Here is a 13,368-nt window from a genome sequence, read left to right on the forward strand (position 1 = left end):
AGAGATCGAAGGGGACGCCGGAAGCCGTCCGCGGCGCGCCGCGGACGGCTTCTGAGCCGGTGTCGGTCGGTCCGGTCGGCGCGGGTTACTGCTGGTCGGGGCGGTCGCGGTCCATGCCGAGCCGCTCCTCGGCCTGCTGCTGCCCGGTGTCGACCTGCTTCTCGTACTTGCCGCCGGTCCTCTCGTTGATCTGCTTCTCGGCGGCGTCCGAACCCTGATGGGCCTTCTGTCGTGCCGCCTTGTTGCCCTTGAGCTTGTCGAAGATGCCCATACAGAGCTCCTTCCGGATGACTCGACTCACGACCGACGATACGCGCCGCTCGCCTGTTATGCCCGTTTGGGGGCGATATGGTCTGACCTCTTTCTCGCTACGCTGCGCTCGGGTCCGTGCGAGCGGGCCCGTACTGCGGGCAAGGGGAGGGACGCGGTGACGCGACACGAGCGGCGGACCGGGGCGACGGCGGCGGTGCTCGCCGCGCTGGCGCTTCTCACCGGGTGCGAGGGGCTGCCCGGGGGCGGCTCGGCCGGCGCCGGTGCCGAGCCCGCCGAGCGGGACACCAGAGCCGTCAGCCCCCTGAAGAACCCGGACGGTACCGCCCCCGGGCTGGCCCCCGTCACCAGCGCGCAGGACCGCGCGGCGGCCGTCCGGCTCATCGAGCGGGTCGCCACCAAGGGCCGCGGACCGCGGACCGGCTATGAGCGGGACGAGTTCGGCTACGCCTGGCTGGACACCGCCGACGGGGTGCCGCTGGCCAGGAACGGCTGCGACACCCGCAACGACGTGCTGCAGCGCGACGGCCTCCGGCTCCGCTTCCGCTCCGGATCCGACTGCGTGGTGGTCGCCATGACCCTGCACGACCCCTACACCGGCAAGACCATCGAGTGGCGCAAGCGGCGGGCCGCCGAGGTGCAGATCGACCATGTCGTCCCGCTCAGCTACAGCTGGCAGATGGGCGCCGCGCGCTGGCCGGAGCACAAGCGCCGCCAACTGGCCAACGACGTGCTCAATCTGATGCCGGTTCATGGCCGGGCCAACTCCGCCAAGGGCGACTCGGGGCCCGCCTCCTGGCTGCCGCCCCGCAAGCGCATCCGCTGCGCCTACGCGGTCCGGTTCGCCCAGGTCGCCGTCAAGTACGAGATGCCGGTGACCGCGGCGGACAAGCGGATGATGCTGCGGCAGTGCGGCGGCTGACCGGCGCCTTGAGGTGCCGGGCCAGCGCGGGCAGCGTGAGCAGGGCGAGCAGCGCGCACACCCCCGGCCAGCCGGCCTCCGCCCAGGCCCGGGTGCCCAGCCAGGAACCGGCGCTGCCGCCCAGGTAGGCGCGCAGGTCATGTAGGCGGTGTTGAGCCTGCTGCGGGCGTCGGCGCGCAGCGCGTAGATGCGGGCCTGGTTGGCCACCATCCCGGACTGCATGGCCACGTCGAGCAGCAGCGTGCCGGCCACCAGCGCGGCAAGGCCCGGCATCCCGCCCAGCGCCCCGGCGGTGAGGACCGCGGCCGACAGCAGCACGCCCAGCAGGCAGGCGAGGTTCATCGGGCCCGGCCCGTGGCGGTCCACCAGGCGCCCGGCGAGCGGGGTGCAGATCATGGTGGCGCCGCCGACCAGGGCGAGCAGCCCCACGGCCTGGGCGCCCATGCCGTAGGCGGGACCGGTGAGCAGCAGCGCCAGGCACGTCCACACGGCGGAGAACCCGGCGAAGACCGTCGCCTGGTAGAGGCAGGAGCGCCGCAGCTCGGGCTCGGTGCGCAGCAGGCGCGGCGCCCCGGCCAGCAGCGCCGGATACGGCTGGGAGGAGGGCGGGGTGGTGACGGGCAGGCTGCGCGCCACGACCACGGCGAGCACCAGGACCAGCGCGGCGGCCGCCAGATACGGTGCCCGCCAGCCCAGCCGCTCGCCGAGGGTCCCGCTGAAGGCGCGGGCCAGCAGCATCCCGCCGATCGACCCGGTCATCAGCGTGCCCAGCACCGCCCCCCGGCGCTCGGCCGCCACCAGCCCGGCCGCCAACGGCCCGACCAGCGGCGCCGCCACCGTGGTGAGACCGATCAGCGCGCCGGCGCCGACGAGGACCGGCAGGGACGGGGCGCAGCCCGCGGCGAGCAGTCCGGCGCCGGTCAGCAGGAGCAGGACCGTCAGGAACCGGCGGTGCGGGAGCCGGTCGCCGAGCGGCACCAGCAGGAACATCCCCGCCGTGTAGCCGGCCTGGGTGGCGGTCACCGCCGCCGAGGCCGAGTCGGCGGAGGTGTGCAGGTCCTCGGCGACCAGGGGGGTGATCGCCTGCGGGAAGTAGAGGTTGCCCACGGCCACCGCGCAGGTGACGGCGAGCAGCAGAGTCGTCCGGCGGCCCATCCTCAGTCCACCGGTCCGCCGGCGGCGTACGGGACCTGGCCCGAGGCGAGGCTCGCGGCCTCCACCGTGGCGGCGCGGTCCGCCTCGTCCGGGCCGAGGACGCCGACCGCCGTTCCGTCCGCGGCCGGCTGCCGGGCCACCGCGGCCCCGATCCCCCGGGCCGCACCGGTCACGATCGCCGTGCGGCGCGCATGAGTCGTCCGTGTCCGTGTCATGGGTGGCAGTTCAGGGCACCGGTGACTGGAGCGGAATCGATGTAGCGTATGGCTTAATGATCGTTTTTGTGCTCGGCGTCGAGGACCTCGCGGACACGCGCTTCGCGCTCTCGCCCCTGCACGAGACCCTGCTCAGCCTGCGGGTGCTGCAGGACCCGGGGCTCTCCGCGCTGCATCTGCCCTGGCGCAGGTCGGTGCTGGGCAGGCTCGGCGCGCTCGACACCGGGCTGCTGATGTCACTGGTGGCCCAGCGGCGCACCCTCCCCGACTTCCTGACCCCCAACCCGGCCGGCTTCGCCCCGTCCTTCGACGAGGAGCTGGACATGGTCCGCCGGACCCGCCCCGGCCAGGTCCGCCACGACCTGCGTCTCGCGCACGCCCCGGACCCGCTCCCCGCCCCGCTGCACGACGCCCTCGGCGACGACGACCGGGTCTGCGCCCTGCGCGACGCCATCTGCGAGGTGCTGCGGCAGTACTGGCAGGTGGCCCTGGAGCCGATGTGGCCGCAGATGCGGCTGGTGCTGGAGGCCGACATGACCTACCGGGCGCGGCAGCTCGCCCTGGGCGGCGCCCGGCTGCTCTTCGCCGACATGCACCCCAACCTGCGCTGGCGGGACGGCGAGCTGCACATCAGCCAGATGATCAGCAGGCACCGGGTGGCGGCCGCCGGCCGGGGACTGCTGCTCTTGCCGTCGGTCTTCGCGCACAAGCCGGCGCCTCCGGTCAGCCCGGACGAGCCGCCCAGCCTGGTCTACCCGAGCAGGGGAGTGGCCACCCTGTGGGACGAGCCGCCGCCCCCCGACGACGAGGCCCTGGTGTCCCTGATCGGCGCACCCCGGGTACGGCTCCTCGGCCTCCCCTTCAGGAGCCGCTGCCGACCGTGGAGCTGGCCCGCCGTCTGCGGGTGACGCCCAGCGCCGTCTCCCAGCACCTGCGCGTGCTGCACGCCACGGGCCTGGTCACCCGCGCCCGCGACGGACGCCAGGTGCTGTACCGGCGCAGCGGGCTCGCCGACCGGCTCCTGCTGCGGCAGTAGACCCCTCGGGAGACGAAAACCCGTTTGGTCGGCGGAGCGGCGGATGCGTACGGTGGCGGCATGGCCTTCAAGATCATGAGTCTCGCGGAGCGGCCCGGCATGTGGGAGCAGGTGCGGGACATGGCGGACAGCTGGCCCGTCTTCGTCATCCAGGACCTCGTGGGCTCCGCGCACTACCTGCGGATCGCCGCCGAGCTGCCCGAGTACGTGCTGTTCGCGGAGGACGAGCAGGGCGAGGTCGTCGCCACCGCCTACAGCGTGCCGTTCGCCCTGCACACCGAAGGCCGCGGGGAACTGCCCGCACGCGGCTGGGACAGGGTGTCGGTGTGGGCCTTCGCCGATCTGCGCGCCGGGACGCGGCCGGACACGGTCAGCGCGATCGCCGTCACCGTCGCCCCGCACGCTCAGGGCCGCGGGCTGTCCGCGCTGATGCTCACCGCGATGCGGGACAACGCCAGGGCGCGCGGCTTCGACGAGGTGGTCGCCCCGGTGCGGCCCAGCGCCAAGCACCTGGAACCCCGCACCCCCATGGACGAGTACGTGGCCCGGGTGCGCCCCGACGGGCTGCCGCACGACCCGTGGATGCGGGTGCACGCACGGGCCGGCGCCACCGTGGACCGGGTGGCGCCGGCGTCCATGACGGTGTCCGGGTCTCTCGCCGAGTGGCGGGACTGGACGGGGCTGCCCTTCGACACCGACGGCCCCGTCGAGGTGCCCGGGGCGCTGGTGCCGGTGCAGTGCGACGTGCGGGGCGACCACGCCGTGTACGTCGAGCCCAATGTGTGGATGCGGCACCCGCTGTGACGGCCGGCGGCCGTGACCGCCGGCCGTGACGGGTCGCCGCCTGTGACGGTTCGTCAGCCCAGGGCGTCGAGATCCACGATCTCGCCCTCGGGCTTCCTGACCGGGACCGGCTTCTCGTAGTCCGAGAAGTGGATGGGCGTGTCGCCGTCCGCGGTGCTGTCGATCCGCAGCAGGTACGGCTTGCCCTCGGTGGCGACGTAGATGGTGTAGCGGTCCTTGCCGTCGCGCTCGGTCAGCGTCAGCGCCGGGGTGCCGTCGACGGTCGTGGTCCGGCCCCGGTCGGCGGTGGAGCCGCCCTCCTCCACGTCGCCGAGCACCTCGTCCAGGTCGCAGAAGGCCGCGATCTCCTCGGCGTCCGCGCCGGTGGCGGACATCCTGGTCCACTTGCCCGCCAGCATGTCCACGGCCGCGTCGACGTCGGCCTTCGGCTCGCCCTCGCTCTGGGCCCGCAGGAACGCCCCGTCGTACTTGATGTAGAGGGTGTCGCCGGTCTTCATCAGCTCGGCCTCGCCGCCGCCCTTCATGGTCAGGGTGCCGGCGCACCGGCCCTTGCGGTCCAGCGCCATGTCGAAGGCCATGGCGCCGGACCCCTCGTCGGGCACGTCGCCGCGCATTCGCAGCGAGGAGGCGCCGGTCGTGGCGGCCACGGCACGGTCGGCGATCTCGCCGCCGCTCAGCCCGGCGAACGGCTCCTTCCCGGCGTTCTTCCCGTCCTTCACCCCCTCCGACTGCTCGGAGGCCTTCGGCGCCTTGTCCTCGCCGGGCAGGCAGCCGGTGAGCCCGGCCCCGGTCACGGCGACGAGACAGAGGGTGGCGAGCGCGGTGCGACGCATGGCGGTCTTCCTTACGGGGATCTGGTTGCAGGGGATGGTGAGGGGCGGTCAGAACTCGCCGTTGCCGAGCAGCTCGCCGTTGGCGTCGTAGACGGTGACCAGGCCGTTCTTGCTCTGCTTCCAGTCGGCGAAGGCCGAGGCGATCAGCTTGGCGGGGCCCGCGCCCTCGCCCATGAGGCCGCCGGTGAAGTCGGTGTAGACGTCGGCGGCGTCCAGGATGTCGTTCTGCTCCTCGGCGCCCTGGACCTTGGTCACGTGCGCGACGGCCTTCTTCTCCTGGGGCGAGCCGTTCTTCTCCACGAAGGCCTTGAACTGCTCGGCCTGGGAGAGCGTCCCGGCGCCCTTGCCGGCGGAGTCGCCGCCCTTGGCGTCCTGGGTGCCCTTGCCGTCGGCCGTCCTGTTGTCGCCCGACTGCCGCTCGGCGGACGCGGAGGAGCCCTTGCCCGACGGACCCTGCCCGGTGTCACCGGAGTTCGCGGAGACGGCGCCGATGACGACGAGCCCCACGACGGCGCCCAGCGCGACCTTGGTCTTCATGCCCATGACTGTGTCCCTCCCCAACGGTGCGGCCGCCGCTCCCCGGCGACCGCTCGTTCACGCGGTCAATCAGAGCATGAGCTGTGAACCGAGTCAACACGATTCACGGAATCTCATCCGTACACGACGTGAACCGTCGTTCGACGTATACGCCGGTATGCTCGGCCTCACACGAACGTGATCACGTGGGGCGAGGGGAGTCGGCGGGTGCAGCGGACGCGGCAGGCAGGAGACGCCCAGGACGGCGCCACGGAGGTCACGGCCGCCGAGATCGCCCGGCTGGCCGGGGTCGGCCGGGCCGCCGTCAGCAACTGGCGCCGCCGGCACGCCGATTTCCCCCAGCCCGTCGGCGGCACCGAGACCAGCCCCTCGTTCGCCCTCGCCGAGGTCGAGGACTGGCTGCGCCGCCACGGCAAGCTCGCCGAGGTGCCCCTGCGGGAACGCGTCTGGCAACAGGTCACCGGCCACCCCGAGGAGCCGGTGACCGCCCTGCTGCACGCCGGCTGCGTGCTGCTGCTGATCCACGAACGGCCCACCGTCTGGCTGACGTTGTCCACCGGCTCCGACGAGCAGCTCGCCGATGCCCTGCCCCGGGCCCTGGACCGCGAACTCACCAGGCCCGCGGCCCCGCGGGACCTCACCGCCGCCCGACTGCGGCCCTCCGTACCGCTGTTGCGCGGCGTCGCCGAACTCGCCGCCGAGCTCGGCGCCCGGCAGACCTTCGAGTTCCTCCTCGGCCGGCACGTCGACGCCAACCCGCGCCAGTACACGCCGACCCCCGCCGACCTCGCCGCGCTCATGGCGGAACTGGCCGGACCCGCCCGCACCGTCCTCGACCCCGCCTGCGGCACCGGCGTCCTGCTGCGCGCCGTCACACCCCGCCCCGGCCAGGAGCTCTACGCCCAGGACGCCGCCCCCGAACTCGCCGCGCTCACCGCCCTGCGCCTCGCCCTGCACACCCGGGCACCCGTGCACGCCGCCGCCGGCGACACCCTGCGTGCCGACGCTCACCCGGAGCTGCGCGCCGACGCCGTGCTGTGCCACCCCCCGTTCAACGAACGCAACTGGGGCCACGACGAACTCGCCTACGACCCGCGCTGGGAGTACGGATTCCCCGCCCGCACCGAGTCCGAGCTGGCCTGGGTGCAGCACGCCCTGGCCCGGCTGAAGGACGGTGGCACCGCCGTGCTGCTGATGCCGCCCGCCGTCGCCTCCCGCCGCTCCGGCCGCCGGATCCGCGCCGACCTGCTGCGCCGGGGCGCGCTCAGGGCCGTGCTCGCGCTGCCGCTGGGCGCGGCACCGCCCTACAACCTGCCGCTGCACCTGTGGCTGCTGCGCCGCCCCGGGCAGGTGCCCGCACAGCCGGAGCTGCTGCTCGCCGACGCGGGCCGGTTCGCCGGGGAGGGCCGCGGCGGCCCCGACTGGCAGGGCGTGCGCGAGACGCTGCTCGACGCCTGGCGCACCTTCGAGCGGTCCGGGCGGCTCGACGAACGGCCCGGCCTGGCCCGCTCCGTACCCGTCATCGAACTGCTCGACGACGACGTCGATCTCGCCCCGGCCCGTCATCTGCCGCCCCCGGCCGCCGCCGACGGCCCCGCCCGCCTCGCCGAGGTGCGCGAACGCCTCGACGAGACCCTCCGGCTCACCGCCCGGCTGACCCCGCCGCCCGTGGCACCCGCCCCCGCCGCCGGGGCACCGCGCCGCCCGCTCACCACCGTCGGTGAACTGGCGCGCGGAGGTGCCCTGGTGATGCGCACCGGCGGCAGCGGCGGCCGCGAGCGCGTGCCGGTCCTCACCGACCACGACGTCCTCCACGGCACCGGCCCGTCCGGGACGCTCCCGGAGAGCGACGAGGAGGCGGTGCTCACCGAACCCGGCGACGTCGTCGTCCCCGTGCTCGGCGGAGGCTCCGTGGCCCGCGTCGTCGACGAGGCCACCGCGGGGGCCGCGCTCGGCCGCAACCTGGTGCTGCTGCGCCCGGACCCCGACGCGCTCGACCCCTGGTTCCTCGCCGGGTTCCTGCGCGGCACCGCCAACAACCGCCAGGCCAGCAGCTATGCGTCCACTGCCACCCGGCTCGACGTGCGCCGGCTCCAGCTGCCCCGGCTGCCGCTGGAGGAACAGCGCCGCTACGGCGCCCGCTTCCGCGCCCTGGACGAGTTCGAACGGGCGCTGCGCCAGGCCGGGCGCCTCGGCGAACAGCTGGTGCGCGGCATGTACGACGGCCTCACCGACGGCACGATCCCGCCCGGCTGAGGACTGCCCGCCCCGGCACCCGCGGGGCGCGGATGTGATCGTGTCGACAACGGTTCGGTACAACCGGGGACCGGTTGTCCCTGTCGGCCTATACGCTCAGACTTCCCGAGGAGCTCTGACGCTCGCACCACATCCCCATCGGCCTCACGGTCCAGGAGCAGTCATGTACGGCCACGGCGCGGCGCCGCCCACCCGCAGCGCGGCAACGATCATCACCCTGCGTGTGCTGTTCGCCGCCGCCGGCATCCTGTCCTGCGGACTGCTGGCCGCCGTGCCGCTGTTCCGGATCGCCATCCTGCGGGCGCGCACGGTGGACTGGGTGCTGGCCTGGTCCGGCATGGTCCTGTCGATCGTGCTGCTGACGGTGGTCGGCTCGGTGCCGGAGTCGGACGTCCGCGGCGACATCGCGCTCGGCCTGCTCATCCTCACCGGCGCCGCGTCCAGCACGTACTTCCTGATCACGGACATCCGCTGGCACCAGCCGCACCGCCCCGGCGCCGCGGTGCCGCCGTCGCCGCACGCCACCACCGTGCAGACCCCCGGCGCCCCCGCGCCCTACGGCTACCCGCAGCCCGCCTCGCCGTACGCCGCCACGCCCGTACCGCAGCCGCCGCACACGCCGGTGCCGCAGGCACCCCACGTGCCGCACACCCCCGGGCCCCACACCCCGGTGCCGCAGACGCCGCCCACCCCGGCGCCGCCGCCGCGCCCCGCGCCGGCCCGCATCGACCAGGTGCGCGCCGAGCTCGACGAACTCAGTGACTACCTGCGCCGCCAGGACGGCCAGGGCGGCCGCCCGGCCGGGCCCGGGAACGGAAGGTGAGCGTGACGACGACGGGACGGGTCGTCGCGGGCCGCTACGAGCTGTCCACGCTCCTCGGCCAGGGCGGCATGGGCCAGGTCTGGACGGCGTACGACCAGCGGCTCGACCGGCGGGTGGCGGTGAAGCTGCTGCGGCCCGACAAGGTGGCCGGGGAGGAGGCGGACGAACTGCGGCGCCGCTTCGTGCGCGAGTGCCGTGTCACCGCCCAGGTGGACCACCCCGGCCTGGTCACCGTGCACGACGCGGGCAGCGAGGGCGAGGAGCTGTTCCTCGTCATGCAGTACGTCGACGGCGCCGACCTCGGCGACCACCTCGCCGAGCACGCGCCCTACCCGTGGCCGTGGGCGGTCGCGGTGGCCGCCCAGCTGTGCGCGGTGCTGAGCGCCGTGCACGCGGTGCCGATCGTCCACCGCGACCTCAAGCCGCGCAATGTGATGGTCCGGCAGGACGGCACCGTCACCGTGCTCGACCTCGGCGTCGCCTCCGTCATGGACGCGGACACCACCCGCCTCACCCACACCGGCACCCCCATAGGCTCGCCCAGCTACATGGCGCCCGAGCAGGCGATGGGCGGCGCGGTCGGCCCCTACACCGACCTGTACGCGCTCGGGGTGCTGCTGCACGAACTGCTCAGCGGCGACGTCCCCTTCTCCGGCTCCACCGCGCTCGGCGTGCTGCACCGGCACCTGTACGAACCGCCGCCCCCGGTGCGCACCCTCCGCCCGGAGGTGCCCGAGGCGCTGGAGTCCCTCGTGCTGCGGCTGCTCGCCAAGGACCCGCAGCACCGCCCGGCCTCCGCGCAGGAGGTCTACGAGCACCTGGAGCCGCTGCTGCCCGCCCGCGGTACGCCCACCGGGGCACCGCTCGACCCCACCCGCCCCTTCCTGCGGCCGCTCGCCCCCTGGCCGGACCGGTCCCGCACCCCCGCACCCCGGCCCGCCCCGGCCGCGCCCGCCTCCCCGGCCGCGGAGAAGGCCGATGTGGCCGCCGCCGTCGACGAGGTCAAGCGGCTCCTCGGCGAGGGCCGGATCACCCAGGCCGTCGACATCCTCGGCTCGATCCTGCCCGTCGCCGCCGAGCAGCACGGCGAGAACTCCCCGGTGGTGCGCACCCTGCGCAAGCAGTACGCGGCCACCTTGCTCGACGACGGCCAGTACCGCCGGGCGCTGCCGGAACTGCGCCGGCTCGCCGCCGAGCGCGCCGCCGAGGCCGGGCAGGCCGACCCGCAGTCGCTGCGCTATCGCTACGAGGCCGCCCAGTGCCTGGAGCAGCTCGGCGACCCCGCCGGGGCGCTCGCCGAGTACCGGGCGCTGCTGCCGTACTACGAGAACCAGTACGTGGCCGCCGACGACCCGCGGCTCGCCCACGAGGTGCGCCGCCGCATCGGGCATCTGCTGCTCGCCCTCGGCGACCGGGCCGCCGCCCACGACACCCTCGTCCGGCTGCTGCACGACGTGGAGCGCGGCCAGGGGCCCGGGCATCCGCTCGCCGTGGAGATCCGGCGGACGCTGCAGTGGCTGGGGCAGGTGCGCGGCTGAGATCCGGCGGACGCCGCGGTGCCGGAGCGGGTGCGCGGCCGAGGTCCGGCGGACGCCGCCGGGGCGGGCTCGGCCGGGCCGGGGCGCCGGCGTGCGGGGTGCCGGTGCCCGAAGTCGTGGTGAATCGTTGGTCGAATGGGTTGGCCAGAGCTTGCCCCGTGCCTACCATCGATCACCGCAAGACTTTGTGCACCGCCGCACAAGCTCCCTCAGGAGGTTTCCTTGCACCGCCGCCGTCGCACCGCGCTCCTGCTCACCGCCGCGATCGCCGCAGCGGGCCCCCTGCTCACCGCCTGCGGAAACGATGCGCACCCGGGCGCGGCAGCCGTCGTCGGCGACGAACGGATCACCGTGTCGCAGCTGGAGAACCGGGTGAAGGAGGTCCGCGCGGCGCAGCGCGAGGCCGTCCCCGACGAGGCCCAGTACGAGCAGGCCATCGCCCGCACCGGCAGCCTCACCCGCGACACCCTGCACAGCATGGTCCTGGACCGCGTCCTGGACCACGCCGCGCGCGAGGCCGGGGTCAGTGTGACGCCCCGCGAGGTGCAGCGGATGCGCGCCGACATGGAGGACCAGGCGGGTGGCGCCGAGGCCCTGGAGCGGGCCTGGCTGCAGCAGTACGGCATCCCGCCGCAGCGCCTGGAGGAGAACCTCCGCCTGCAGCTGAAGGCCCAGAAGCTCGCCGAGAAGCTCGGCACGGACACCAGCCGCCCCGAGTTCTGGAAGGCCCTCTCCGAGGCCGGCAAGGAACTCGGCGTGGACATCAACCCGCGCTACGGCACCTGGGACGTCAACAAGAGCAGCCGGGTGGACGCCAGAACCCCCTGGCTGCGGGACGTGACGTCGGCGGACACCCAGCAGCCCACCTGACACGGGCCGTGAGCCTGCCGAGCCGCAGGCCGCGGGCCGGCGGAAGGCGGCCTGTGGACAACTCGGGGGCTGTCGGCGGCGTGGGTTAGTTTCGGAGCGTGAACGCCATCAGCTCCGACACCCCCGCCGAGGCCGCTCCAGGCCGTGTCGTCCTGCTCACCACCAGCCACCGGGTCGCGCCCGGCCTGCTGTCCTGGCCGGCCTGGCAGGCGCTGCACGCGGCCGACCGGGTGCTGTGCGCCGACGGTGCCCATCCCCAGCTGCCCCATCTGCGGGAGGCGGGGATAGCCGTGGAGGAGGCCGCCCCGACCGCCGAGGAAGTGGTCGATGCCTGCGCGGGCGGGCGCACGGTGGTGGTCGTCGCCAGGGGGGAGGGCGAGCCCGCGCTCACCGACGGACTGGCCCGCCTCGCCGGCGGCGGACGCGTCCGGATGCCCGAGCTGGAGCTGCTGCCCGCCTCCTACGACCTGCCCGGCGCCCGTCTCCTCGACCTGGTGCAGGTGATGGACCGCATCCGCGCCGAGTGCCCCTGGTCTTCCCTGCAGACCCACAAGGGCCTGGCGAAGTACGGCATCGAGGAGGCGTACGAGCTGGTCGAGGCGATCGAGGAGGGCGACCGGGACGAGCTGCGCGAGGAGCTCGGCGACGTCCTGCTCCAGGTCGTCTTCCACGCCCGGATCGCCGAGGAGCACCCCGAGCAGCCCTTCTCCGTCGACGACGTGGCCGCCGGCATCGTGGACAAGCTCATCCACCGCCACCCCCACGTCTTCGGCGACGCGACGGCGGCCACCCCGGAGGAGGTCAAGGAGCACTGGCTGCGCACCAAGGCCGTCGAGAAGCGCCGCACCTCCGTCACCGAGGGCATCCCCCTCGGCCAGCCCGCCCTGGCCCTGGCCGCCAAGCTGGCCTCACGGGTCCGCACGGCCGGCCTGGACGTGCCCCCGCCCCGCACCGACGGCATCGGCTACGAGCTCCTGACGCTGGCGATACGCGCCGAGGAGGAGGGCATCGACCCGGAGGCGGCCCTGCGCGCGGCGGCCCGTGCCTACCGCGACGCGGTGCTCGCGGCCGAGTCGGCCCCGGGGAGCTAGTCGCACCGGGCCCGCCCGGGGCGGCACCGCCCGGTGGTACGGGACGGTGGCGGGGCCGAGTGTGCCCCGCCTCTGGATGCGGCCGGCCCGTCTCGGGCACCCTTGCCCAGGGCAACCGCGTCGAGGGGAAGGAATCGGATGCGCCTGGGGATGCGGAGGGGGGCCGCCCTGGGCGTGGCGGCGGTCCTGGTCGCCACGCTGCTGTCCGGCTGTGACGGCAGCGAGGAGAGCGCGGACGACAAGGAGGCGCGGACGGAGAGGGCCCTGAGGCAGATCCTCGAGGAGTACCGGCCGCGCTACGAGGAACGGCGCGCCGCGCTCGCGGCCGCCGCGTCGCACCTGCCCGAGGGCACCCCCGGCGAGGGACGGTGCGACAGGCCGGTGAACCCGAGGCCGCTGTTCCTCCCCTACAAGTCCACCGACGTCGTCACGTCCGGCAAGCCCGGCGGCCGGTACGGCAACGTGGACGCGGCCCCGAGCGGTGAGGCGGGCACTCCGGAGCGCATCGCCGACCGCCCCGGCCCGGGGCTGGGCAGGTTCGCCCTGGCGCCCGGCCGGCTCATCCGCGGCCTGTGGATCACCGGGGCGCAGGGACCGCTGGGCACCGACCGCTTCAAGGCCGGCGCCGACTACGCCCGCCAGCCGTACAAGGACGCCGAGAAGGATCCCGCCAGGCGGCTCAGGGCGGTTCTCGACATCGGGCTGCACATGCGCTACGTCCTCCTCTACCGCGTGACGGCCTACCAGGACCCCGCGGCACCGTCCGGGTACGAGAAGGCGATGGCGAGGGCGGACGTGTTCCTCGCCGACCTGGAGAAGGGGGACATCCCCTGCCGCCTCGTCGCGACCGGGCGCCCCTCGTACGTGAAGGGCCACTGGTATTCGACCGCCTGGTACGCCGACATGCAGAGTTCCTTCGCGAACGACATCCAGGACCAGCTGAAGGAGCTGACCCGTGACTGAAGCCGGCACGGGGCGGTTCCGGCTGCGGCCCTCCGCCGCCCGCCCGCGGTCAAAC

12 protein-coding genes and 2 pseudogenes are annotated in these 13,368 nt (G+C 74.4%); 9 read left to right on the forward strand and 5 right to left on the reverse strand.

Annotation, left to right across the window (positions count from 1 at the left end; translation table 11 throughout):
• Positions 1-85: 85 nt before the first annotated feature.
• Positions 86-271 carry an antitoxin gene (locus HCJ93_RS07605; protein ID WP_167992303.1) on the reverse strand — a complete coding sequence of 62 codons (186 nt, stop codon included), beginning with the start codon at positions 269-271 and terminating at the stop codon, positions 86-88.
• A gap of 156 nt (positions 272-427) precedes the next feature.
• Between HCJ93_RS07605 and HCJ93_RS07610 the strand changes: the two genes are divergently transcribed.
• Positions 428-1,192: an HNH endonuclease family protein gene (locus HCJ93_RS07610; protein WP_167992305.1), complete on the forward strand. Its 765-nt coding sequence runs from the start codon at positions 428-430 to the stop codon at positions 1,190-1,192.
• On the opposite strand, the pseudogene HCJ93_RS07615 reads toward HCJ93_RS07610, so the two are convergent.
• Both HCJ93_RS07615 and HCJ93_RS29335 read right to left on the reverse strand, forming a co-directional pair.
• A pseudogene (locus HCJ93_RS07615) lies at positions 1,173-2,347 on the reverse strand (MFS transporter); the annotation flags it as partial. The gene HCJ93_RS07610 and the pseudogene HCJ93_RS07615 overlap by 20 nt on opposite strands.
• 2 nt (positions 2,348-2,349) lie before the next feature.
• A complete protein-coding gene (locus tag HCJ93_RS29335) occupies positions 2,350-2,562 on the reverse strand; it encodes an SDR family NAD(P)-dependent oxidoreductase (RefSeq protein WP_206317085.1) in 213 nt (70 codons plus the stop codon).
• A 56-nt stretch (positions 2,563-2,618) separates the two neighbouring features.
• Here HCJ93_RS29335 and HCJ93_RS07625 point away from each other — a divergent pair.
• Positions 2,619-3,598, forward strand: a pseudogene (locus tag HCJ93_RS07625) (ArsR/SmtB family transcription factor).
• Positions 3,599-3,658: 60 nt separating this feature from the next.
• Positions 3,659-4,402, forward strand: coding sequence for a GNAT family N-acetyltransferase (locus HCJ93_RS07630; RefSeq protein WP_167992307.1), 744 nt, complete (start codon positions 3,659-3,661; stop codon positions 4,400-4,402).
• A gap of 53 nt (positions 4,403-4,455) precedes the next feature.
• Here the strand turns inward: HCJ93_RS07630 and HCJ93_RS07635 are convergent, their stop codons facing one another.
• Together HCJ93_RS07635 and HCJ93_RS07640 are read right to left on the reverse strand one after the other, a co-directional pair.
• Positions 4,456-5,235 carry a hypothetical protein gene (locus HCJ93_RS07635; RefSeq protein ID WP_167992308.1) on the reverse strand — a complete coding sequence of 260 codons (780 nt, stop codon included), beginning with the start codon at positions 5,233-5,235 and terminating at the stop codon, positions 4,456-4,458.
• Between the two features lie 48 nt (positions 5,236-5,283).
• The gene (locus HCJ93_RS07640; RefSeq protein ID WP_167992310.1) at positions 5,284-5,778 is read right to left on the reverse strand and encodes a hypothetical protein; all 495 of its coding nucleotides are present in this window, start codon (positions 5,776-5,778) and stop codon (positions 5,284-5,286) included.
• Between the two features lie 201 nt (positions 5,779-5,979).
• On the opposite strand from HCJ93_RS07640, the gene HCJ93_RS07645 reads away from it, so the two are divergent.
• The 6 genes from HCJ93_RS07645 to HCJ93_RS07670 all read left to right on the forward strand — a co-directional run bounded on the left by HCJ93_RS07645 (position 5,980) and on the right by HCJ93_RS07670 (position 13,313).
• Entirely contained in the window at positions 5,980-8,028 is a 2,049-nt protein-coding gene (locus HCJ93_RS07645) for an N-6 DNA methylase (RefSeq protein ID WP_167992316.1), read from the forward strand.
• Between the two features lie 163 nt (positions 8,029-8,191).
• Positions 8,192-8,851, forward strand: coding sequence for a hypothetical protein (locus tag HCJ93_RS07650; RefSeq protein WP_167992318.1), 660 nt, complete (start codon positions 8,192-8,194; stop codon positions 8,849-8,851).
• Positions 8,852-8,892: 41 nt separating this feature from the next.
• A complete protein-coding gene (locus HCJ93_RS07655; protein WP_206317107.1) occupies positions 8,893-10,389 on the forward strand; it encodes a serine/threonine-protein kinase in 1,497 nt (498 codons plus the stop codon).
• Between the two features lie 222 nt (positions 10,390-10,611).
• The gene (locus HCJ93_RS07660) at positions 10,612-11,259 is read left to right on the forward strand and encodes a SurA N-terminal domain-containing protein (RefSeq protein WP_167992322.1); all 648 of its coding nucleotides are present in this window, start codon (positions 10,612-10,614) and stop codon (positions 11,257-11,259) included.
• Positions 11,260-11,357: 98 nt separating this feature from the next.
• Complete coding sequence (locus HCJ93_RS07665) at positions 11,358-12,350, forward strand: nucleoside triphosphate pyrophosphohydrolase (RefSeq protein ID WP_309141335.1); 993 nt, start codon at positions 11,358-11,360, stop codon at positions 12,348-12,350.
• 138 nt (positions 12,351-12,488) lie between these two features.
• Positions 12,489-13,313 (forward strand): hypothetical protein, encoded by an 825-nt coding sequence (locus HCJ93_RS07670; RefSeq protein WP_167992323.1) that lies wholly within the window; start codon positions 12,489-12,491, stop codon positions 13,311-13,313.
• Positions 13,314-13,368 lie beyond the last annotated feature (55 nt).

Source organism: Streptomyces composti, assembly GCF_012034205.1.
In the GTDB taxonomy this organism is placed as follows: Bacteria; Actinomycetota; Actinomycetes; order Streptomycetales; family Streptomycetaceae; genus Streptomyces; species Streptomyces composti.

Bases quoted from the DNA above. Each gene is read 5' to 3' on its own strand.
- HCJ93_RS07605 (WP_167992303.1), bottom strand. From the start codon at position 271: ATGGGCATCTTCGACAAGCTCAAGGGCAACAAGGCGGCACGACAGAAG.
- HCJ93_RS29335 (WP_206317085.1), bottom strand. From the start codon at position 2,562: ATGACACGGACACGGACGACTCATGCGCGCCGCACGGCGATCGTGACC.
- HCJ93_RS07630 (WP_167992307.1), top strand. From the start codon at position 3,659: ATGGCCTTCAAGATCATGAGTCTCGCGGAGCGGCCCGGCATGTGGGAG.
- HCJ93_RS07635 (WP_167992308.1), bottom strand. From the start codon at position 5,235: ATGCGTCGCACCGCGCTCGCCACCCTCTGTCTCGTCGCCGTGACCGGG.
- HCJ93_RS07640 (WP_167992310.1), bottom strand. From the start codon at position 5,778: ATGGGCATGAAGACCAAGGTCGCGCTGGGCGCCGTCGTGGGGCTCGTC.
- HCJ93_RS07650 (WP_167992318.1), top strand. From the start codon at position 8,192: ATGTACGGCCACGGCGCGGCGCCGCCCACCCGCAGCGCGGCAACGATC.
- HCJ93_RS07670 (WP_167992323.1), top strand. From the start codon at position 12,489: ATGCGCCTGGGGATGCGGAGGGGGGCCGCCCTGGGCGTGGCGGCGGTC.